Below are 19,237 nucleotides of genomic sequence, written 5' to 3'. Positions count from 1 at the left end.
ATCAGAACTGGAGTACCTCGTCGGGCTGGGCAGCGGATCCGTCGAAGGCCGCCGTGTACAGCGACGCGACGGTCTCTCGGATCCGCGTCATCTGGTCGTCGGTCGTGCCGTCACAGTTCGTGCCGCACTCGGCGTGGACGACGCCGTCGTGGTCGTCGTCGAACTTCAGCCGACCGTGACAGCCCGGACAGCGGAGGCCCGCGTGGGCGTGCATCCACTGGACGTCGTAGCCGAGTTCGTCGAACCGGTGCTGGAGGGCGTACCAGACGTACCGGTCGGCCGCCTGCTCGCCAGTCGCGGCGCGTTTGAGCCGCGAGATGGCGAGCGCCGCCCGCCTGTACAGTTCCGCGTCGAATTCGCAGTGACGGCGGTGCGTCCTGCGAAAGTACGTGACGAGCGCCTGCCGCGTGGAACGGACCGCTCCGTTGGTTAGCTCACCGACCCGTCTATCGTCGTCGTCGCCGTCGCCGGAGAGCACCGACCGCCAGGCACGTCCGTCCTCGTCGTAGTGAGTTGGCTCGGAGAGCGGTGCGCCACTCCTGTGGCAGAATGCGTAGTATCCAATCATGGGCTGAGACAACCGCAGCTATTCGGGCCGGGATGTCATCCGCGCACGGGGGCGCGTCGTCCGGGCCGAACGCTACCAGATGTAGAACTGATAGCGATAAAAATCCTACAAACGCTCCAATTATTTAATATCTTCCCGGCGCAAACCCCGTGACGTGACCGCCCCTCTCTATTCTCCGAGAGAGACAGAATTGTTACCATTATAGTTCTCTCGACTGATAACATTCTGTGGTGGCGGCCCGTCGGCGCATAGAAATCCATAACACCGGGCTGGCAGTAGGTGTGGGCGTGACTGACGAGGGGTTCGCGGTCGACATGCACGTGAAGGTCCTGGACGAGGCCGTCGTCCGGCGCGCCAAGGCGCGTGGCCTGAACGCGCTCGTCTACGCGCCGCACTTCACGCGGCTACCCGACGTCCGGGAGCGCGCCGAGCGCTTCTCCGACGACGAGTTGACGGTGGTCCCGGCCCGGGAGCTGTTCACCGGTAGCTGGCAACAGCGGCGTCACGTCCTCGCGCTCGGCCTCGACGACCCCGTTCCGGACTTTCTCACGCTCGAGGGGACGATGGCGGAACTCGACCGGCAGGACGCCGCGGTGCTGGTCCCCCACCCGGAGTTTCTCACGGTGAGCCTCACCGAGGACCAGATCCGCCGGTACGAGGACCGCATCCACGGCCTCGAGGTGTACAACCCCAAGCATCTGCCCCACCACAACGAACGCGCACGAGAGCTGGCGCGGTCGATCGGCCTCCCGACGTTCACGTCGTCGTACGCCCACCTCCGGGGGACGGTCGGCGAAGCGTGGGTCAGTTTCGACCGGCCGCTGACCGACGAGACGTCGTTCGTCGACGCCCTGCGTGGCGGCGAGCCACGGCGTATCTTCCACCGGAACGGCCCGCTCCACGCGCTCCGCTGCGGGCTGGAGTTTTGCCACCTCGGCTACGAGAACACCTGGTCGAAGTTCGACCGGATCATGCTCCAGGGAACCGCGGCCACCCACCCGGACCACGTCGCCTACGGCGGCCGGTTCGACGACGTGAAGGTGTACTGAACGGCCCCGATTCTCGCGCTGGCGAACGGTGTTCTCACCGGTCCTCAACCGCATCCAGCAGATCCGACAGCGCCTGCTCGGCGACCTGTTGCTTGACCGTCTGCCTGTCGCCGTCGAACTCGTAGCGCTCGACGGTCGTTTCGGAGTCTCCCGACCCCCACGGCGCCGCGTACGCCACGCCGATGTAGGCCGTTCCGACGGGCGTCTCCTCGCTGCCACCCGTCGGCCCTGCGACACCCGTCGTCGCGACGCCCCACGTCGTATCCGCGGTGTCCCGTACCGCCCGCGCCATCTCTCTGGCCACTGGTTCGCTCACCGCGCCGTGGCCGTCGAGGGCTTCCCGGGACACCGCGAGCACGTCTCGTTTGGCGTCGTAGGAGTAGGTCACCACCGACCGGTCGAAGTAGTCGCTCGACCCAGCCACGTCGGTCAGCAGCGACCCGATGAGGCCGCCCGTACACGATTCTGCGACGGCGACCGTCTCTCCCCGCTCCCGCAGCACCTCACCCACGCGCTCCTCGGCCGGCGCTTCTGACTCGCTCATACCCGAAGGCTGGACTGGCAGCGCCAAAAGTCCGGCCCAACGGTGTCCGGTTTCGGTCCGGCCGCCGTCGAGGGGGGTCACTCCCAACCCGACCGCCGACGAACCACCGGATACGGTGGACCATCGCTCGCGAAAGTCGTTTTTGGAATTGATAACAACCGATTCGGCCGCTGTACCGCCATCTCAGTCAACTTCTACCCGGCGCTAGATATCGCCGACGTCGCCGTTTAAACGAAGGTGAACGATATCCGGTCTTTTCCCGCGAGGACGCCATGGATTCGAAAGTGAGTCCCGACGAACGCGCTGAAATCACCACCGTCGTGCCGATCCAGGACGTGCTCCCGAGCGTGGCGGTCGCGGAAGCGGTCGCCGACGCCGAAGAGATGGAGCCGGGCGACCTCCCGCCCCTCTACGACGCTGTCGAACCCGACGCACTCGACCGGATCTTCCGTGACGAGCGCGTCGGCACCGTCGGGTTCGAGTACTGCGGCTACACTGTCGCGATTCAGGACAACGACGTCGTCGTCTTCAGTCGATAGCTCTGCCCGGGCGGGCTTCTATGAGCGAATAGGCCCGGTACTCATTTAGTCCCGGTAAAGCGACATTCCCCTATTGAATGCCGCTATTGCTAAAACCTCCAAAATATCGAGGCCCAACTCGTTTATAAGCAACCACCCAATAAGAAGCCAGAACATTTGTTCAGGACCGAACCCACTCAGAACGGGGTAAATTGCACCCGCCCATATCTGCTCGATACAGTTTAAGAGGAAGGTCAGCCAGAATATAGTGAAGAACCGGACGCAAAGCCAACGAATGAGGAGGTCGGCCTTAAATCGGTTAAATACTCCCGAATATTCGGAAGTTTCACTGTTGTCACTGGGCGAGGACCTTGGGGTCTCGTCCGTTCCACGGACCCAGGAAGGGATCCGTTTCACGTCTTCGCACAGTTTTCCTAGTCATCGGCTGACCAGGTTGATTGTCCGTCCTATTCAACTGACGAGCCGGATATTTATCCGAGGTAGTCAGTTACACATATATTTGTGACACCAGTTTGCAACTTAGGTCAATTAGGTCAAGTATTGACCAATATTAATGTCACATCCTCGTGGGGCATACATCGATTCGGGTCCACGGACGGACGAGACCCGTGACTGATCAATGGAACGCCGTCAATTTATATAAATGCATCGCCAGAAATTGCTGAAACCGAGCTGACTACATTAAAACTATTAAAACTGAAACTATTAACATTGAGCCGACATCGTCCGCTAAACATGCTGACCCTAGATTGAAACGATACCTACCGGGAAGAGGTTATTTAGGCAATCGAGATATACAGGAGATGGAGGATTTTGAAATTCTATGAAGATAGATTATGAGACGCCGCAGTTCTACCGCGTCATCCAGTACGCGCGGCGCACCGACCGGGACGTCGTCGACATGGTGTCGGGGAGTCCCGACTGGGACCCGCCAGCGGGCCTGCGGGAGGGACTCCGCGAGTACGCCGACCTGGGCGCCGACGAGTTCCAGTACACCGCGAGCGTCGGACTGCCGGAGTTACGGACCGAGATCGCCGAGCGACGCGGCGTCGACCGCGACCGCATCGTCCTCACCAACGGCGCTGGCGAGGCGAACCACCTCGCGATGGTCGGCGGCCTCGAACGCTTCTCCGGCGACGAGATACTGCTAGCCGACCCGGTCTACCCCTACTACGCCGGCCGTGCGAACTTCGTCGGCGCCGACGTCGACTTCGTCCCGGTCGACGACGACGGCCACCTGAACCCCGAGCGGGTGCGCGAGGCCGCGAGCGACGACACCGCAGTGATCGTCGTCAACTCGCCCAACAACCCCACCGGCGCGGTGTACGACGCCGAGGCGATGGCCGAGTTCGTCGCCATCGCCGAGGAGAACGACGCGCTGCTGGTCAGCGACGAGGTGTACGACCACTTCGACTACACCGGCCGGTTCGCCTCGGCGTTGCAGTTCGACTCGCCCAACGTCGTCGCGACGAACGCCTTCTCGAAGTCGATGGCCATCACGGGCTTCCGGGTGGGCTACGCCGTCTTCCCGCCAGAGGACGGCCCGACGGGCGAGTTGCTCGACCGCGCTCGCACCCGGCACATGATCGTCAACGTGACCGGATCGCGGCCGGCCCAGTACGCCGTGTACAGGGCGCTGGAGACGACCGGGCCGGACTACTATGCGGAAAACAGGGACCGACTCCAGGGTCGACTCGACACGTTCTGTGCGGCACTCGATGCGGTCGGCGCCGAGTACGACCGCCCGGAGGGCGGGTTCTACGTGATGGCACGCTTCGATGGGTTCCCGGGCTCCTTCGAGAACGTCTTCGAACTGATCGACCAGGCCGGCGTCGCCGGGATGCCCGGGGAGGCCTTCGGCGAGTCGCGCCGGGAGTGGATCCGCTTTGCCCTCGTGACGCCGACGGTGGACGAGGCCGCCGAGCGACTCGTCGAGTACTTCGAGTGAGCGGGGCGCTCGGCCGGCCCGAGGCCGGAATCGCCCCGCCAGTGCGGGCGCGTCGACGGGCGAGAAATACGAGGAATAGCGCCGGTCTCAGTGCGCGACGCCGCCGGTGTCCCCGCTGACTGACGCGACCGCCCGGTGGACGTCCCTGCCCATCAGTACCATCGAGACGCCAGTCGCGATCAGGTTGACGCCGACGTACAGCCCGACGACCCAGGCGGCCGTCGACGGGAAGCCGACGACCAGCAGACCGCCGAGGACCAGCGAGAGGAGTCCGCTGGCCAGGAGGAGCGTCCACCTCGGCTGTCCTCGCAGCTGTAGTCCGACTGCCACCTCGACGAGCCCCGAGACGAGGAAGTACGCGATGAGCAACAGCGTCAGCGTCGTCAGACCGAGCACCGGGTTCGCCAGCAGCGAGATGCCGGCGAAGACGTAGACGACGGCGAGCAGGACCTGCCCGGCGAACCCGGTCCAGCCGCGCGCCCGAAAGGCGTGTGCGACGTGGACGACGCCACCGACGACGAGCAACCCGCCGAGGACGAGCGAGATGGACACACCCGCTACGAACGGGAACAGTACCGCCAGCAATCCGAGGAGTACCATCAGTACCCCGCCGACTTCGAGGGAGCGCCAGCTGGTCTCCAGTCCGGGCGTCGATTCACCGTCGGTTCGCGGTCGATAAGTCGATGACTCTGCCATACGTATCGCTACGCAGTCTATCGTTTTTGTTATAGGCGCCTTGCGATTCAGTATGGCGAGCACGGCGACGGACCCACAGACGCCGGCGCCCGGCTAACCGCGACCATCTGCAAATCCACGTGAGCCTACCGCCTCGTTCGGCGACGACGTCTCGGTCAACCCCCGGTCTGCCCGCTACGCGCCGCCTGTGGGACTTCGATCGGGAGTCTAACGCGAGGCAACCCGGGAATAGGCGGCGGTAAACAATGTGCGCGTCCGGTGTACCGGGGGACAGACGGTCGACCCGAGATGTCGATGCCAGATCTCTCAGAGACGGTGGTAGAGCGCGTGGACTCCGTCGAGTACGACGAATCTGAAATCGACAGAGAAGCGCGGCGACTCGACGAGAGACCGATCCGCGAACGGATGCGACTCCCGCGACGGACGCGCCGCCGGATCGCGGTGTTGCTGGCGGTCTATCTGGTCGCCCTCGCCGTGGGCGTCGTCGGCCTCAGCGGGCGTGGAAACGTCGTTCAGACCGCTCCGTCGCTGTTCGTCCCGGTCGTCCTCCTCGCCGGGTTCGTCTTCGAGACGCTCGACTCCGCCTCCGGAATGGGGTTCGGAACGTCCCTGGCACCGCTCCTGTTCTCGTTGGGCTATGCGCCCCTGGAAGTGGTCCCGGTGCTGTTCGTTACGGAAACCGCGACCGGACTGCTCGCCGGCGTTCTCCACCACGAGTTCGAGAACGTGACGTTCTCGGCGAGGCGACCGGTGACGGAGGCCACCAGGGCGGTGTTCGTGCTGGTCGGGTTCGGCACCGCCGGAACCCTCCTCGCCATCGGGCTGGCGTACCTCGTCGTCGCGTTGCCGGCACGGGCCATCGAGATCTACGTCGCCGTGCTCGTCATCGCCATGGGCGTTTTCGGCCTCCTGCGACAGTTCCTGCCCAGGGAGATGACCTACCGGCCGCGACGACTCGCCGGATTCGCGCTCCTGGCGGGCCTGAACAAGGGTATCTCCGGGGGCGGATACGGCCCCGTCGCGACGCTCGGACAGATCTACGCCGGCGTCTACGAGAAGACCGCAACTGCGATCACGTCCCTGTCGGAAGGAATCGTCTCGCTGGTCGGCGCGCTCGCGTACGTGGGCCTGTTCGCCGCCGGCTTTCCGATCAGCTACGGGCTCTTCCCGTCGCTGTTCACCGGCGCCTTCTTCGCCGCCATCGCTGCGCCCTATCTCGTCCGCGTCCTCCCCGGTCGCCTGCTGGAGTACCTGATCCCCCTCTACGCGTTCTCGATCGGTGCCTACGCGCTCCTCCAGATTGTTTAGCCGACCGACCACGATAGCTATCGTCCGTCGCCCTCGTCCCCTTCCTCGACGGGGATGGTCTGGCTCTGTGGCTCGTGCCGGTCACCACTCCGGTGGGGCCCGCCGCCGCGGCCGTCGCCGACGTCGACCGGGAGCTTCTCGCGGAGTTCGTCGGCGAAGGACACGACGCGTCGGCGGACGGTCCGGGCCTGATCTTCGAACTTCTCGACGTTCCTGTCGACGCGGACGACCCGGTCCCGGGGTATCTGGCTCATCAGGTCGTTGCCGTCGTCGTCGGTGCCGGACTTGAGCATCCAGTGGTCGCGCGCGTAGACGACCATCTCGTTGTCGACAGTCTCCTCGACTATCTCGCCATCCTGGTCCTCGTACACGATCGTCGCCTTGCCGAGTTCGAGTTCTTCCATCGTTCAATTTCGCTAAGGTGTCTGGACGTTTAGCCTCTGTGCCGACGGCCCCCCGACGACGGCGGGATCCGACCCCGCGTCGATGGCGTCGAGGCGGTCGTTCTCCACGACGTCTCGCAGGTACTCGCCCTCCTCGACCACGTGCTGGTGAACGGTAGCGAGTTCGTCCTGGACCCGCGCCGAGTGCGCCGAAACCGGGCCAGACCGGAGGAACAGCTTCTGGACGAAGTGGCTCCCACGGCCGGAGTCTCGGAATTCCAGGCGTACCGTCGGGAGGAATAGCCGCCACACCGGATGCGTCAGGCGGAACTCGATCAGGCGGTCGGGCACGACGGCCGCGTATTCCGCGTCGAAGGAGTGGTGGTCGCCGCCGACGACTTCCTCGAAGTGCGCGACCGTCCCGGTCTCGATGCGGTCGCCGCTGACGTACCGGAAATCACGGTGGGCCTCGGGGTGCCAGGCGCGGTAGCGCCGGTCGTTCATGCGCTCGAAGAAGGCGAACACGTCGGCCCGCGGTGCGTCTATCTGGGTGCCGGCGACGATGGTTTGCATACTGAGCATTCGTTCAGCCAGGTGATAAGTATTCTCTGGCCCGCCAGGGTACCGACGGGACGCCACAGCCGGAAGCTATTCGGTCCGCCTGGGACCACGAGGTGGTATGACCGAAGCCCTCCAGCAAACCGTCCGACGGTGTACTGCCCTGCTCCTGGTCGTCCTCGGCGTCATCGCGGTCGAACTCGCTTCGATCGAGTATTCTCACGGCGGGGGCGTCGTCGGCGGCGCAGCCATCGTCGGTGGCACCATCTACCTGGCCCTGAACGCGCTCGACGTGATCGCAGAGATGGACGATCCGGGCCGGAACGACGCACCAGATCGCGACGGTCGCGGTGCGAGCGACGGCGAGCAGGCTGACGACTCCGTTTGAGGATTCACGCGAACCCGACGTCGAGCTCGCGCGTCCGCTCCAGCAACTCGTCGTCGTAGAACTCGGCCGTCTGCTGGGGGTGGGCGTCGTCGATGGCCCGGGCGTTCTCGACGGTGTTGGCGAAGTTCTTGAACGTCGCCTCGTCGACCATCTGGCCGTCCAGCACGACGGCGCCCGTCCCCTCCGCCTTCGCCTCGTTGAACCGCTCTATCTTCGACACGTCGCGTTCGAGTTCCTCGCTCGTCGGCATGTGGATCCGGTTGGCCTGGACCGTCTGCTTGGGGTGGAGCGACCACGAGCCGTCGATGCCGATCTTCGCCTCGTGGGTCACCTGGTCGGCGTAGCCCGGCGCGTTGAAGTACGTGACGCCGGCGCGCTCGTGGAAGAGTCGGTCGAACGGGCCGCCGACGCAGACCAGGTCGCTGGCGCTGGCCTCGTTCGAGAGGTGTTCGAGCATCGCATCCCAGCGCGGGCGCTCGCCGTCGAGCGCCCGGCCGCCCAGTTCCGCGGTGTAGTCCACAGGCCCGAATATCAGGCCAGTCAGTCGGCCGTCCTCGCCGAGCATGGCGATCTCTCGGAGGTCCGACCAGGCACGGGCTGTCTCGACGATGATCGAGAGCCCGATACTCCCGTCGTCGTGGCCGAACTCGCGCTCGGCCTCCGCGACGGCCGACAGCGCCCGCTCGACGTCCGCGAGGCGGCCGACCTTCGGCACGACGACGCCGTCGATGTGGTCGCCTGCCTCGTCGACGAGGGTCCGGATCTGGTCGCTCCCGCGTTCCCGGAATCCCGAGTCGGCGTAGCTCCACTCGACGCGGGGCCAGATCTCGCCGCCGAAGTCGGACGCGTGCTCGGGCACGAACTCGACGACGTTCTCGACGGCCTCGGCCTTCATGTTCGGCGCGGTGCCGTCCTCGATGTCGGGGACGAGCCAGTCGGGCGACTGGAACCCCTCGGCGGTCAGGCCGGATTTGAGATACTTCGCGCTGTCCTCCTTCGGGACGGCGGCCGGTGCGGTCTGGAACGTGCGGCAGAGTCGTGTCATGGGTGGTATGTCGTTTGGTTTGCCGTTGGTGTGTCGTTGGTGTGTCGTTCGTGTGTTGCTGGTGTGGCTCGTCGTTCGGTCGTCGGTCACTCCGTCGGCGCACACCGGACGAGCGCCGTCCGCTCGCCGGAGTAGACGGGCGTGTGCTCCTGGTTGAAGGCGACGTGCTGGAACGTGACGGCGCCCGCGTCGGCGTCGGCCACCGGTCTGTCGGCGTCGAGCACGCGCGTGAAGCCGTAGATGGTGTCCCCCAGCGTGACGAAGTCGTGGAAGCGCTCGTTCTCGAAGCGCCGCTCGCGGTAGGTCGCTTCGTCGGAGCGCGCGTGAGCAAGCGCGACGGACCGGGTCACGTCGCCGTAGGCGACGATGTCGCCCGAGGGCGAGTCGGCCATCTCGTCGCGGTTGTGGTGCTGGCGGGCGGTGTTCAGCGTCGCGAGCGGGAGGCCCGCGACCAGCGTATCGTCCATCGTCCGCCCGCGCTCGTGGCGGTAGGCGACGGCGGTTCCCTTCGATTCCGCCCGATCCAGCGCGGCCCGGAAGTCCTCCAGGTAGCCGCCCTCCGGCGTGACGAAGGTCTCGGGGATGTTCGGGACGTCGGAGGCGGTGTACGTCTCGCTCCGCTCGGTGGAACCGCCGTCGGTCGCCGCCGGATTCCGGCGAGGGATCATGTTCGTCCGCTCGTAGCTGACGAGCACGTCACCGGTGTCGGCGTCGTATCCCTCCGTCTGCCAGGTGACGATGCCGTAGTCGGGCCGCGAGGACGACGTTCGCGTGTCCACGACCGTCGACAGGACGTGGACCTCGGTGCCGGGGTACACCGTCTCGTGGAAGTGAACGTTCGTCCGGCCGAGGAAGTAGCCGCCCTTCTCCGAGAGGTCCTCGACGGAGGGACCCATCACGCAGGCGAGCAGGTAGTCCGGGTGGATCGGCGGTTCCTCGAACCCGCGCTCCTGTGCGACGTCGGTCCGCCAGTAGGCCGGGTCGTGGTTGAGCGTCTGGCTCATCCACTGCTCGTTGCCGGCCCGCGCGAGTCGGATGCCGGGGCCGTGTTCGATCTCGTCGCCTTCCTCGAAGAACTCGAAGAAGTGGCCCTTCTCGCGCGTCTCGGCGCGGTCGAGGGCCGCCGCGAACGTCTCCGCATCGGTCCACTCGTACTCGTCGTCGTCAGTCATCGGCGGTCACCTCCGTGGTCGCGCCGGCTGCTCGGCGAGCGATGGTCCGCCTCATTTCGTTGGTGACGACCATGAACCCCTCGTCGAAGCCCATCCCGGGTTTGGCCAGGACCTGGGCGGCGTTCGTCGCTAGCGCGGCGTGGGCACAGGCCCGCGCCGACGTCACCGTCTCGTTGCAGGTTCCCCCGAGGTAGGCCCGGGTGTCGGTCCCCTCACAGTAGAGGACCGCCTCCGCCGAGCGCTGGATGCCGCCGAGGTCCGGCGTCTTGACCTGGACGACGTCGGCGGCGCCCGTGTCGACGAACGCCTGCACGTCGTCGAGCGTGTTGCACCACTCGTCGGCGACCAGGTCGACGTCGACCCCTGCGCTGGCCAGCCCTTCGCGAAGTTCGACCATCGCGTCGATCTGTTCGGCCCGCCCCTCGGCGTCCATCGGCCCCTCGACCTGGAGGGGGTACGGAGCGGCCGCCTCGTGCAACTCCTCGAAGTACGAGACCACTTCCTCGCGGTCGTACGGCGGCCCGAACACCTCGCCGAGGATGCCGTAGACGTCGACGTGGAAGCGCGGGTCGTACGCTTCGCCCCGCTCGGTCGCCCGCTCGGAGAGCCACGCGAGGTACTCGATCAGCTTCTCCCCGTCCTCGCCGACCTTCTCGACGGAGTTGAACAGGCCGTGGGGGAGGACCGGCACCCCCTTGACGATCATCTTCTCGGCGTTCGCGTAGCGCTCGTCGCCGGACTGGCCGAACACCGGAATCGGTTCGGCGGCCGGGACGGTCCCGTACTCCTCGGCGAGCACGTCCGTCGGCGTCCGGTGAGTGGCCTGCGCGGCGGCGTTCAGCAGCGCCTGCGAGACGCCGTAGCGGACCGCGGTGTGGAGGCGGTCGCCGTCGGTCCTCGCGGGCTCCAGGGATTCGAGGGCGGTGGCGTTCTGGCCGAACGCCGTCGCGTCCCGGCCGACGAGTTCGTCGGCGACTGGTCCTTCGACGACGGGCGCGTACTCCGCGGCGCGGAACAGCGGGTCGCGGCCGCCGGCACCGGAGTACTGCACCGCGGCGCAGTCGCCTCTGGCGACCGTTCCATCTGCGAGTTCCAGTTCGACGATGAGCGACTCGCCCGCCTCCCGGACGCGCTCGAAGCCGGGCGTCACGGGGTCGCCCTCGTAGTCGAAGCCGTCCTGGGTCGCCCCCTGCTTGATCGCCCGCTGGTCGTCGAAGAAGAACCCGGAGACGCCAGGCGTCGCCCTGACCGCCTCAATCCGCATCGCCGACACCTCCGGCGAGATCGGAATCGCCAGTCGGACGCCCGATGAGCTTTCCGTCGCTGATGGCGTCGACGTCGTCGGCGACCATCCGGAACGACTCCTCGCGGCCCTCCGTGCGAGCGCGTTCGCCGAGTCGCGAGGCGTGGATCTGCTTGATCTCGTCCGGGAGCGCCAGGTCGCCGAACTCGAAGATGCGGACGCGGCCGTCGTCGTCCCTGGCGGGAAGGACCGCACCCTTCGCGGCGTCGCTCGGCGCGAACGGCACGTCGAGCTCGCCGGAGTCGAAGGCGTTGATCACGCCCTGGACGACGTCGCCGTCGCCCGCCTCGAACACTGCGTCCATCAGCGCGTGCGTCGTGCGCTCGATGAGGGCCTGTTCGTCGTCGATACCGCCGAGGTCGATGTCCTGTTCGATCATCATATCGATCAGCTGTCTGGTGGTGCGCAGGCCGGAGGCGTTGGCCTCCTTCGTCGGGACGCCCTGGAACTCCTGGGGGGACTTGGTGATGACCTTGTCCGGCTTCGCGACCGCGGCGGTCGCGCCGCCGAGGCCGATGACGCCGCTGGCGCGGGCCTCGTCCGGCGGGAACCCGCCCATCCACTCGTGGAAGACGGTGGTGACTGTGACCTCCTCAGGCAGGTAGTCCTCACCCAGGGAGCGCAGCGCCCGCAGCGCGGCGACGTCCTGGACGAGGTTGCCGACCTGGCCGTACCCCAGCGTGAGCGAGCGGACGCCCTGCGTGGCCGCGAGCAGTCCCTCGATCAGCATCACCGTGATAGCGATCGAGGGCGGGACGAGCGTCCCGGTCAGCGGGCCGAACGGCTCGCGGTTGATAGTGACCCCGCGTTCGGTGTAGGCGCCACAGAGCCGGTCGACGAACTGCCAGTGTTCGATGGTCTCCGCCAGGCTGTGCTCCTTGGTGTAGGGGATGTTGTACGAGATCGGCCCGCCCTCGAAACTCTGGAAGCCGCCGGCGAGCGTCACCATCGCCAGCAGTCGCGCGTCGGGAGTGCCGTGGCGGACCTCGATGGGGGCGTCGAGCGCCCGGACGAGCCGCCGGCAGTCCTCGACGCCGTGGTTGACCGCGGGAAAACCGTTGAGTTCGTTGTCCGGGCTGTTGCGCGAGGCGGCCAGCCCCTCCTCGGCCTTCTCGTACTCGTTGTCGCGCGTGTACGAGTCGATGGTCGTCGGCAGCAGGTCGGCGTCGCCCTCGTCCTGGAGATACCGTAGTAACTCGATCTGTTCTTCCAGGCAGGGGACGCCGGCCCTGGGCTGGAGGAGCGGCGCGTCGGCCGACTCCAGCACGGTGGCGAACTCCTTCGAGCGCGGGAGCGACTCGTGGAAGGCGATGGCCTCCTCGAAGTCGACTTCGCGGCCGGTGCGCCAGTTGTCGCGCAACTCGTTCGCGATGCGCTGTAGCTCGTCGGAGGCGAGCCTCGTGTCGGTGAGCATGGTCAGCTATCGACCCTGACCGCTTCGGGCTCGGTCGTCGTCAGCTGGAGGTCCCGCTGGAGTGAGGCGATAGCCTCCTCCGGGTCGGTCTCCGCGTCGAAGACCCGGTCGAACCCCATCTCGCGGAACCGCTCGCGCGTCGACTCGAAGTCGTCCTGGCCGACGGCGAGGTTGCCGCCGACGTAGGTGAGGACGTCGAGTCCAGCCTCGTCGAGGCGTTCGTGGAACCCCTCGCAGTCCTGGCGCGCGTGCCCGTACAGCGAAGAAACGAGTACAGCCCCCGCGTCCTCGGCTTTCGCCGCTTCGACGAATTCCTCCTGCGAGCTCTGGACGCCGAGATTCTCGACTTCGAATCCGGCGGCCGACAGCGCCTGTTCGAGGATCGTGATTCCGACGACGTGCGCGTCGGATCCTATCACGCCGAGGATGACCGTTTCGGGCATGTACTACCTGGTGGTGGGGCACCCACAATAAACGTAATGATTTTTCATGATAATACACCTTAAGGAGATTATAATGATTTATCACCAAGATTGATGTGCCACCAGTCACAGACCGAGACCATGGGAGCCCTATCGGACCTTCGGGTGCTCGACCTGACCCAGGTCCTCGCCGGCCCGTACTGCACGATGTTGCTCGCGGACATGGGCGCGGACGTGGTAAAGATCGAACGCCCCGGCGGCGACCTCATCCGGCCGAACCCGCCGTTCGCCGAGAGCAGCGACGAGCCGTATGGGGGGTATTTCCAGAGCGTCAACCGCGGCAAGCGGTCGCTGGAACTCGACCTCGGTGCGGCCGACGACCGCGAGGCGTTCCTCTCGCTGGTCGAGGAGGCCGACGTCGTCGTCGAGAACTATCGCGCGGGCACGATGGAGAAATTCGACTGCGCCTACGAGACCCTGCGCGAACGCAACCCGGAACTCGTCTACGCCTCGATCCGGGGCTTCGGCGACCCGCGGACCGGCGAGACCGAACGGCAGGGCCAGCCGTCGTTCGACCTCATCGCGCAAGCGCTCGGCGGCGTCATGGAGATTACCGGCCAGGAGGACGGCCCGCCGACGAAGGTCGGCCCCGGTATCGGCGACCTGTTCACGGCCGCGCTGTCTGCGGTCGGGATCCTGGCGGCCATCCACCACCGCGACCGCACCGGCGAGGGCCAGTACGTCGACACGGCGATGTACGACGCCATGATCTCGATGACCGAGCGCGCCATCTACCAGTACTCCTACACCGGCGACGCGCCCACGCGCCAGGGCAACTCGCACCCGACGCTGTTTCCCTACGACGCCTTCGAGTGCGCGGACGGGTACGTCGTGATCGCCGCGTTCTCAGACGGCCACTGGCGCGGCCTCTGCGAGGCGATGGACCGGGCGGACCTCGCCGCGGACTACCCGGACGCAACGTCACGGATGGCGAACCGGGAGTCGCTTCGGAGTGCCATCGCCGACTGGACGAAGGACCTGGCGACAGAGGACGTCGTCGACGCGCTCGAAGGCCAGGTCCCCGCCGCACCGGTCCAGAACACCGCCGACATCTTCGAGGACTCTCACGTCCAGGGTCGGGACATGCTGGTGGACGTCGAACAACCCGGCGCCGGCCGGGACGTGACGATTTCGGGCTCGCCGATCAAGATGAGCGAGACCGAGCCCTCGCCCGGCGGCCGCGCACCGCTGCTCGACGAGCATCGAGCGGAGATTCTCGGCGACGACGCGTCCGAGGCCGAGGGGCGGCGGACCGCTGAGAGCGACGACTGAGAACTATCGACGACCGAGTGCGCTACCCTTCTTGCTCGACGAGGTCGTCGAGCGCCTCGCTGACGAACTCGCTCCGGGTCGCGATGCCCTGTGCCCGGCACGACTCGTCCATCCGGTCGAGCACTCCCTCCGAGAACCGGACGGTTATCTCCTCGCGGTCCGGCGTCGATCCGGTGGCTGTCATGGACCGTCGTTGGCCCGTCGCGCCCAAAAGGCTACCGCCATGGCGTCTGACGCCCGTCTTCCGTGTCTGATTTTCTCGATGGGTAGTCGGGTGGAATCGGAGTGGACGGAGGAATTGATCAGTCTCCGTGAAGACGTCGAAAGCCCTCGGCTCGCACTCTGCAGTCAGAATCGGGACCGGCAACAAAGGAAAGCCCTCGGCCCGCTGAACTCGCGCGGACCCACTGCGCTCCTCGTTGCACTGCGGTGCTTATGGGTCCGTGCTTCCTTCACCGCGCCTCGCCCTTTCATTCCTCCAGGGACAGCCGTAGCTCGCGCGGCCTTCGGCACGCGCTCGCGATTGACTCCGCCACCCCTCCCCGGTCGCGCCGCGTCCGCGTCGCGACACGCGTCCTGACCGCTCCGCAACCACCCGGCCGGGAGCGCGTTTTATCGCGCGACCAGGGGAAGGGCAGGGCTGCGGTGCTGTGCCTGGAGGAATGAAAGGGCGAACGGCGCTCGAACCCTCCCGGGCGACGCAAGCACCTGCTGGAGCGCAGCGAGCCCCGGAGCGGTCGAGCGCCGGGAGGGCTTTCGACGTCCTGTTCTCAGTTCTTGCTCACCAGAAAGCACACCAACCAACTCCTAGCCAAAATTCCGGAGGTTCAAATCCGGTGACGATCAACCCCTGTTCAATGAGTGACGGCGCGGCCCAGGAGGGAGACGCCGAGGGGGACCCAGCGGCCGAGGGGGAGGCCACCTGGCGCGAGTACTTCGCGTTCGAAGAGCCGTACGCGAACCAGGCCGACGCCGTCGAGCAGGCGATCCGGGCGGGCAAGTCGAAGGGGTACCTCGCGATGGAGGGGCCCTGCGGGACCGGGAAGACGATGGCCGCGCTGACTGCGGCGACGTCGCTCGTCCGCGACACCGACCTGTACGAACGGGTCGTCGTCGTGACGCCGGTCAAACAACAGCTCCAGCAGTTCGTCGAGGACCTTCGGGCGATGAACGCGCACATGGACGAGCCGATGGACGGCATCTCGCTCGTGGGGAAGCCGGATCTGTGTCCCTACGGCCGGGAGGGGCTCTTCCCCGACGACGCGAGCACGCACGACCGGTGTGAGGACCTGCGAGAGGACACCGCCAGACTCGTCGAGGCCGACAGCAACGCGACGGAATCGGCGGCAGCCAGCGCCGCCATCGAGGCCGAAATCGACGACGACCAGTGGTGGGACCCCGAGATCGCCAGCGACCTGGCGAAGGCCGCGCGGCCGGAAGCGCAGGCCCAGCAGTCCTTCGGCGACGACAGCCTGGCGACGGCGAACGCGACCTCACCCTATCGCAAGTCACAGCCGAGCGCGCCCGAGGAACTGGCCGAGAGCGACGACCCGCCGCTGTACTGCCCGTTCGAGGCCGACTGGTACGCCCGGAACAAGGGGTCGCCGATAGACTTCTCGGCGGGCCGCCAGCGCGTCGTGACCATCGACGATTACCTCCCCGCGTCCGTCGAGCGCGGCACCTGCCCCCACCGCGTGATGAACGTCATGCTGGAGGAGGCCGACGTCGTCGTCGGGAACTACAACCACCTCTTCGACCCGAAGACGCGACCCCTCCTCGCCTCGATCCTCGACGACCAGACGTTCGTGATCGTGGACGAGGCTCACCGCCTCGAAGAGCGAGTGCGCGACCTGCTCTCGGATCGGGTGGGCAAACAGACGCTCGTGCGGGCGCGCAACGACTGCAACCACCTGATCCAGCGCGCCCAGCAGACCCAGGACCACAAACAGCAGGTCGAGGAAGTCCTCTCGGTCCGGGAGGTCCCCCTCGACGCCGTCAAGGACGCCCGCGAATTCTACGACGACCTGATCGACTGGCTCGACATGCGCGTCCGGGAGTACCTCGACGGCGAGGCCGAGGGCTGGCGCGCGGACCCCTCCACGCTTCCGGAACGAGAACAGGAGATCCCGCTTCGGGACCCCGAAGAGCCGGGCCAGGACGACCTGACGGCGTGGGCCGAGGAGATGGGGTACGAGGGGAGCCTCTGGCGGACGCTCTCGAAGGTCGGCGCCGCCGTCGAGGACGTCCTCGACGAACTCGGCGAGACCCGCCAGCCGGTCTGCGCCGCCGTCGGCGCCATCATGGGCCACTGGTGGGAACGCGACCACGCCAGCTTCCTCCGGGAGATCGAACTCGAACACGCGCCTGCCGACGAGCGCCACGTCGACGCCGACTACGAGCAGATGTACACGCCGGGCCTGCTGCTGTACAACTGCATGCCCGCCCGCGCGCTCCGGGACATCTTCGACGAGTTAGGTGGGGGCGTGCTGATGAGCGCGACGCTGGAACCGCTGGACGTCTTCGCCCACGTCTCCGGACTCACCTTCCTCGAAGAGGGCGGTAAGGACCGGGACTCGCGTCCGGTCTACGATCGCACCTACGGGCTGACATTCCCCGAGGAGAACCGAGCCTCGTGGCTCGTCGACTGCCGCCCCTTCACCGCGCGCAACCGCGGCGACCCCGAGGACATGCGCCCGCTCGGCGAGAGCTGGAACCCGACGCGCGACGAGTACGCCCACGCGCTGCGGGCGCTGGCCCGCTCGCCGGGCAACGTGATGATCTCGATGCCGAACTACCGGGAGGCCCGCTGGGCCGGCGCGTATCTGGAAGACGCCGTCACCAAGCCCGTCCTCGTCGACGAGTCTTCCAGCAACGAGGAGACCGACCGCCGCAAGCAGCAGTTCTTCCGCGGCGGCGACAAGGTGCTCGTGACGAGTACCAGGGGCACCCTCACCGAGGGCGTCGACTACGACGGCGCGAAACTGTCGACCTGTGCCGTCGTCGGCGTCCCGCTCGTCAACATCGGCTCGCCCCGCGTCCGCGCCGTCCAGCGCGCCTACGGCGACGTCTTCGGCGAGGACGACGCCTTCGAGTACGCGCTGACGGTACCCGCCGTCCGCCGGGCCCGCCAGGCCATCGGCCGGGTCATCAGGGGCACCGACGAGGTGGGCGTCCGGGCGTTCGTCGGCCGCCGGTACTGCCCCGGTGCGCGCCACTCAGTCTATCCCTTCCTCCCCGAGGAAGAACGCGAGGAGTTCACCCGGATGACCCCCGAGTTCCTCGCCGAACAGATCGACCGATTCTGGGACGGGCGCTGAATTCCTCCTTCGTCGAACCCCAGAATCGGCCCGGAGTTCTACGTGTATTCGGCCGACGGCTATACGTAGCTGACTGGTATGTATCATGACTCATCCGGCGAACAAAAAGCCTATACGTAATTGAGTAAGTGTCTCTGTGAATGCCGCACTGTCAGAACTGTGAGTCGTTCGTCACCGAGCAGTACGTTCGGGTGTTCACGCCCGAAGGACACGACGGGCCCCGGGTCTGCCCGTATTGCGAGGACAAGCTCCGCGACGGCAACGACGTCCGCGAAGCGCGTTCGTCGCGTCAGTGACGGCGCTGGTCCCCGCCTCCTGATTTTTTGGCTGTCGGTGTTGTGTTGATGGTGTTAGTGTCTCCGAGTGCGGACTGGCGAGACTGTCCGTGAGTGGCTGAACTACTGTGTTGTTCACTCGGTGCTGGAGCAACAACTGTACTGACCGACGACAAAGGAAAGCCCCGGCTGGCTCCGGTCCCGCGGCTCGCTGCGCGCTCACTCCGTTCGCGTGCTTGCTTCGCCGGGGTTCCCGGAGCCAGCCGCCCCTTTCAGTCCCGCCCATTTCTCCTGACGAACCAGCCGAAGTGGGTGGACTGAAAGGGGCCGACCGCTCGGTGAGCGAGATCGTTCGAAAGGCGCGCAGCGCCTTTCGTGATGACGAGAGAGCGAAGCTCTCTCGAACCAACCCGCAAGCACGGCCGAAGGCCGCGCGCAGCGCGGTTCGCAGCCACCGAGCGGGAGGGGGCTTTCGGGCTGTTGTTTAGAGTTCCAGTTGCCGTCTCAGCCCGAACTGATCAACACAGTAGTTGAACTCCGTAGAGAGCGCATCGGAGGGGAGAGAGGCCGAATCGGACGCACATCCTCCTGCTAGAACAGTCCCAAAGCGGGTCGTTTTTCGTGGTCGCCACCCAACGTCCAGACCATGGAAGACACCGGGGAGGCCGTCGAGACGAGGGACCTGCTCGACGAGCGCGAGGACGAAAGCGGGATCTCTCGCAAGCAGGCGCTGCTGTTCGTCTCACCGTTCCTCTTCATCGGCCTCGCCGACCTCGTGCTCTTGCTCTTCTGGGGACTGGACCCGCTCTGGGGCTTCATGATCCTCCCGCCGATCCTCTTCATGAGCGTGCTGACGTGGATCGCGTTCCGGACCGGTTTCGCCAGCGACCGGACCGACTTCTAGATGACCGCGGCGCCCGATAACCCGATTTCTCCCACCCACAGCTACAGGAACAGTATCGCAAAAGCGGCCGGA

The 19,237-nt window shown here is 66.3% G+C and carries 20 protein-coding genes; 9 read left to right on the top strand and 11 right to left on the bottom strand.

Annotation, left to right across the window (positions count from 1 at the left end; genetic code table 11):
• Position 1: 1 nt before the first annotated feature.
• On the bottom strand, positions 2-568 hold the full coding sequence (locus tag AC5FRV_RS00775) for a hypothetical protein (protein ID WP_493559223.1): 567 nt from the start codon (positions 566-568) through the stop codon (positions 2-4).
• A gap of 314 nt (positions 569-882) precedes the next feature.
• Between AC5FRV_RS00775 and AC5FRV_RS00770 the strand changes: the two genes are divergently transcribed.
• Complete coding sequence (locus AC5FRV_RS00770; RefSeq protein WP_493560141.1) at positions 883-1,617, top strand: PHP-associated domain-containing protein; 735 nt, start codon at positions 883-885, stop codon at positions 1,615-1,617.
• 34 nt (positions 1,618-1,651) lie between these two features.
• Here AC5FRV_RS00770 and AC5FRV_RS00765 read toward each other — a convergent pair whose 3' ends face one another.
• On the bottom strand, positions 1,652-2,161 hold the full coding sequence (locus AC5FRV_RS00765) for a CinA family protein (protein WP_493559222.1): 510 nt from the start codon (positions 2,159-2,161) through the stop codon (positions 1,652-1,654).
• Between the two features lie 272 nt (positions 2,162-2,433).
• On the opposite strand from AC5FRV_RS00765, the gene AC5FRV_RS00760 reads away from it, so the two are divergent.
• The gene (locus AC5FRV_RS00760; RefSeq protein WP_493559221.1) at positions 2,434-2,700 is read left to right on the top strand and encodes a HalOD1 output domain-containing protein; all 267 of its coding nucleotides are present in this window, start codon (positions 2,434-2,436) and stop codon (positions 2,698-2,700) included.
• An 829-nt stretch (positions 2,701-3,529) separates the two neighbouring features.
• Positions 3,530-4,648: a pyridoxal phosphate-dependent aminotransferase gene (locus AC5FRV_RS00755; protein WP_493560140.1), complete on the top strand. Its 1,119-nt coding sequence runs from the start codon at positions 3,530-3,532 to the stop codon at positions 4,646-4,648.
• Positions 4,649-4,735: 87 nt separating this feature from the next.
• Here AC5FRV_RS00755 and AC5FRV_RS00750 read toward each other — a convergent pair whose 3' ends face one another.
• Positions 4,736-5,344 (bottom strand): HdeD family acid-resistance protein, encoded by a 609-nt coding sequence (locus tag AC5FRV_RS00750; protein WP_493559220.1) that lies wholly within the window; start codon positions 5,342-5,344, stop codon positions 4,736-4,738.
• Between the two features lie 294 nt (positions 5,345-5,638).
• Here AC5FRV_RS00750 and AC5FRV_RS00745 point away from each other — a divergent pair, with 294 nt between their 5' ends.
• Positions 5,639-6,652: a sulfite exporter TauE/SafE family protein gene (locus tag AC5FRV_RS00745; RefSeq protein ID WP_493559219.1), complete on the top strand. Its 1,014-nt coding sequence runs from the start codon at positions 5,639-5,641 to the stop codon at positions 6,650-6,652.
• 17 nt (positions 6,653-6,669) lie between these two features.
• Here AC5FRV_RS00745 and AC5FRV_RS00740 read toward each other — a convergent pair whose 3' ends face one another.
• Both AC5FRV_RS00740 and AC5FRV_RS00735 read right to left on the bottom strand, forming a co-directional pair.
• Positions 6,670-7,056, bottom strand: coding sequence for a hypothetical protein (locus AC5FRV_RS00740; RefSeq protein WP_493559218.1), 387 nt, complete (start codon positions 7,054-7,056; stop codon positions 6,670-6,672).
• A gap of 12 nt (positions 7,057-7,068) precedes the next feature.
• Positions 7,069-7,608, bottom strand: coding sequence for an SRPBCC family protein (locus AC5FRV_RS00735; RefSeq protein ID WP_493559217.1), 540 nt, complete (start codon positions 7,606-7,608; stop codon positions 7,069-7,071).
• Positions 7,609-7,714: 106 nt separating this feature from the next.
• Between AC5FRV_RS00735 and AC5FRV_RS00730 the strand changes: the two genes are divergently transcribed.
• Positions 7,715-7,981, top strand: coding sequence for a hypothetical protein (locus AC5FRV_RS00730; protein WP_493559216.1), 267 nt, complete (start codon positions 7,715-7,717; stop codon positions 7,979-7,981).
• Positions 7,982-7,985: 4 nt separating this feature from the next.
• Here the strand turns inward: AC5FRV_RS00730 and citE are convergent, their stop codons facing one another.
• From citE to glmS, 5 genes are all read right to left on the bottom strand, one after another.
• A complete protein-coding gene (gene citE / locus AC5FRV_RS00725) occupies positions 7,986-9,026 on the bottom strand; it encodes an L-malyl-CoA/beta-methylmalyl-CoA lyase (RefSeq protein ID WP_493559215.1) in 1,041 nt (346 codons plus the stop codon).
• 86 nt (positions 9,027-9,112) lie between these two features.
• Entirely contained in the window at positions 9,113-10,198 is a 1,086-nt protein-coding gene (gene mch, locus AC5FRV_RS00720) for a 2-methylfumaryl-CoA hydratase (protein WP_493559214.1), read from the bottom strand.
• Positions 10,191-11,462, bottom strand: coding sequence for a methylaspartate ammonia-lyase (locus tag AC5FRV_RS00715; RefSeq protein ID WP_493559213.1), 1,272 nt, complete (start codon positions 11,460-11,462; stop codon positions 10,191-10,193). The genes mch and AC5FRV_RS00715 overlap by 8 nt, the downstream gene beginning before the upstream one ends.
• Positions 11,452-12,915, bottom strand: coding sequence for a methylaspartate mutase subunit E (locus AC5FRV_RS00710; protein ID WP_493559212.1), 1,464 nt, complete (start codon positions 12,913-12,915; stop codon positions 11,452-11,454). Before AC5FRV_RS00710 ends, AC5FRV_RS00715 begins: the two co-directional genes overlap by 11 nt.
• Before the next feature lie 2 nt (positions 12,916-12,917).
• Positions 12,918-13,358, bottom strand: a complete 441-nt coding sequence (gene glmS / locus AC5FRV_RS00705) for a methylaspartate mutase subunit S (RefSeq protein ID WP_493559211.1) — start codon at positions 13,356-13,358, stop codon at positions 12,918-12,920.
• A gap of 120 nt (positions 13,359-13,478) precedes the next feature.
• Between glmS and mct the strand changes: the two genes are divergently transcribed.
• Positions 13,479-14,669 (top strand): succinyl-CoA:mesaconate CoA-transferase, encoded by a 1,191-nt coding sequence (gene mct / locus AC5FRV_RS00700; RefSeq protein WP_493559210.1) that lies wholly within the window; start codon positions 13,479-13,481, stop codon positions 14,667-14,669.
• Positions 14,670-14,691: 22 nt separating this feature from the next.
• Here mct and AC5FRV_RS00695 read toward each other — a convergent pair whose 3' ends face one another.
• Positions 14,692-14,853 carry a ribbon-helix-helix domain-containing protein gene (locus AC5FRV_RS00695; RefSeq protein WP_177227429.1) on the bottom strand — a complete coding sequence of 54 codons (162 nt, stop codon included), beginning with the start codon at positions 14,851-14,853 and terminating at the stop codon, positions 14,692-14,694.
• 673 nt (positions 14,854-15,526) lie between these two features.
• On the opposite strand from AC5FRV_RS00695, the gene AC5FRV_RS00690 reads away from it, so the two are divergent.
• From AC5FRV_RS00690 to AC5FRV_RS00680, 3 genes are all read left to right on the top strand, one after another.
• Positions 15,527-17,986, top strand: a complete 2,460-nt coding sequence (locus tag AC5FRV_RS00690) for an ATP-dependent DNA helicase (RefSeq protein ID WP_493559209.1) — start codon at positions 15,527-15,529, stop codon at positions 17,984-17,986.
• Positions 17,987-18,126: 140 nt separating this feature from the next.
• On the top strand, positions 18,127-18,282 hold the full coding sequence (locus AC5FRV_RS00685) for a DUF7563 family protein (protein WP_177227426.1): 156 nt from the start codon (positions 18,127-18,129) through the stop codon (positions 18,280-18,282).
• 625 nt (positions 18,283-18,907) lie between these two features.
• A complete protein-coding gene (locus tag AC5FRV_RS00680; RefSeq protein ID WP_493559208.1) occupies positions 18,908-19,165 on the top strand; it encodes a DUF8142 family protein in 258 nt (85 codons plus the stop codon).
• Positions 19,166-19,237 lie beyond the last annotated feature (72 nt).

Source organism: Halomicrobium sp. HArcel3 (assembly GCF_058933135.1).
Note: the sequence above shows the minus strand (reverse complement) of the source record. Positions and strands in the feature narration are given on the sequence as shown.

Bases quoted from the DNA above. Each gene is read 5' to 3' on its own strand.
- AC5FRV_RS00710 (WP_493559212.1), bottom strand. From the start codon at position 12,915: ATGCTCACCGACACGAGGCTCGCCTCCGACGAGCTACAGCGCATCGCG.
- glmS (WP_493559211.1), bottom strand. From the start codon at position 13,358: ATGCCCGAAACGGTCATCCTCGGCGTGATAGGATCCGACGCGCACGTC.
- AC5FRV_RS00745 (WP_493559219.1), top strand. From the start codon at position 5,639: ATGCCAGATCTCTCAGAGACGGTGGTAGAGCGCGTGGACTCCGTCGAG.
- AC5FRV_RS00760 (WP_493559221.1), top strand. From the start codon at position 2,434: ATGGATTCGAAAGTGAGTCCCGACGAACGCGCTGAAATCACCACCGTC.
- AC5FRV_RS00770 (WP_493560141.1), top strand. From the start codon at position 883: ATGCACGTGAAGGTCCTGGACGAGGCCGTCGTCCGGCGCGCCAAGGCG.
- AC5FRV_RS00695 (WP_177227429.1), bottom strand. From the start codon at position 14,853: ATGACAGCCACCGGATCGACGCCGGACCGCGAGGAGATAACCGTCCGG.
- AC5FRV_RS00735 (WP_493559217.1), bottom strand. From the start codon at position 7,608: ATGCAAACCATCGTCGCCGGCACCCAGATAGACGCACCGCGGGCCGAC.
- AC5FRV_RS00765 (WP_493559222.1), bottom strand. From the start codon at position 2,161: ATGAGCGAGTCAGAAGCGCCGGCCGAGGAGCGCGTGGGTGAGGTGCTG.
- AC5FRV_RS00680 (WP_493559208.1), top strand. From the start codon at position 18,908: ATGGAAGACACCGGGGAGGCCGTCGAGACGAGGGACCTGCTCGACGAG.
- AC5FRV_RS00740 (WP_493559218.1), bottom strand. From the start codon at position 7,056: ATGGAAGAACTCGAACTCGGCAAGGCGACGATCGTGTACGAGGACCAG.
- mch (WP_493559214.1), bottom strand. From the start codon at position 10,198: ATGACTGACGACGACGAGTACGAGTGGACCGATGCGGAGACGTTCGCG.
- AC5FRV_RS00750 (WP_493559220.1), bottom strand. From the start codon at position 5,344: ATGGCAGAGTCATCGACTTATCGACCGCGAACCGACGGTGAATCGACG.
- AC5FRV_RS00685 (WP_177227426.1), top strand. From the start codon at position 18,127: ATGCCGCACTGTCAGAACTGTGAGTCGTTCGTCACCGAGCAGTACGTT.
- citE (WP_493559215.1), bottom strand. From the start codon at position 9,026: ATGACACGACTCTGCCGCACGTTCCAGACCGCACCGGCCGCCGTCCCG.
- AC5FRV_RS00730 (WP_493559216.1), top strand. From the start codon at position 7,715: ATGACCGAAGCCCTCCAGCAAACCGTCCGACGGTGTACTGCCCTGCTC.
- AC5FRV_RS00775 (WP_493559223.1), bottom strand. From the start codon at position 568: ATGATTGGATACTACGCATTCTGCCACAGGAGTGGCGCACCGCTCTCC.
- AC5FRV_RS00715 (WP_493559213.1), bottom strand. From the start codon at position 11,462: ATGCGGATTGAGGCGGTCAGGGCGACGCCTGGCGTCTCCGGGTTCTTC.
- mct (WP_493559210.1), top strand. From the start codon at position 13,479: ATGGGAGCCCTATCGGACCTTCGGGTGCTCGACCTGACCCAGGTCCTC.
- AC5FRV_RS00690 (WP_493559209.1), top strand. From the start codon at position 15,527: ATGAGTGACGGCGCGGCCCAGGAGGGAGACGCCGAGGGGGACCCAGCG.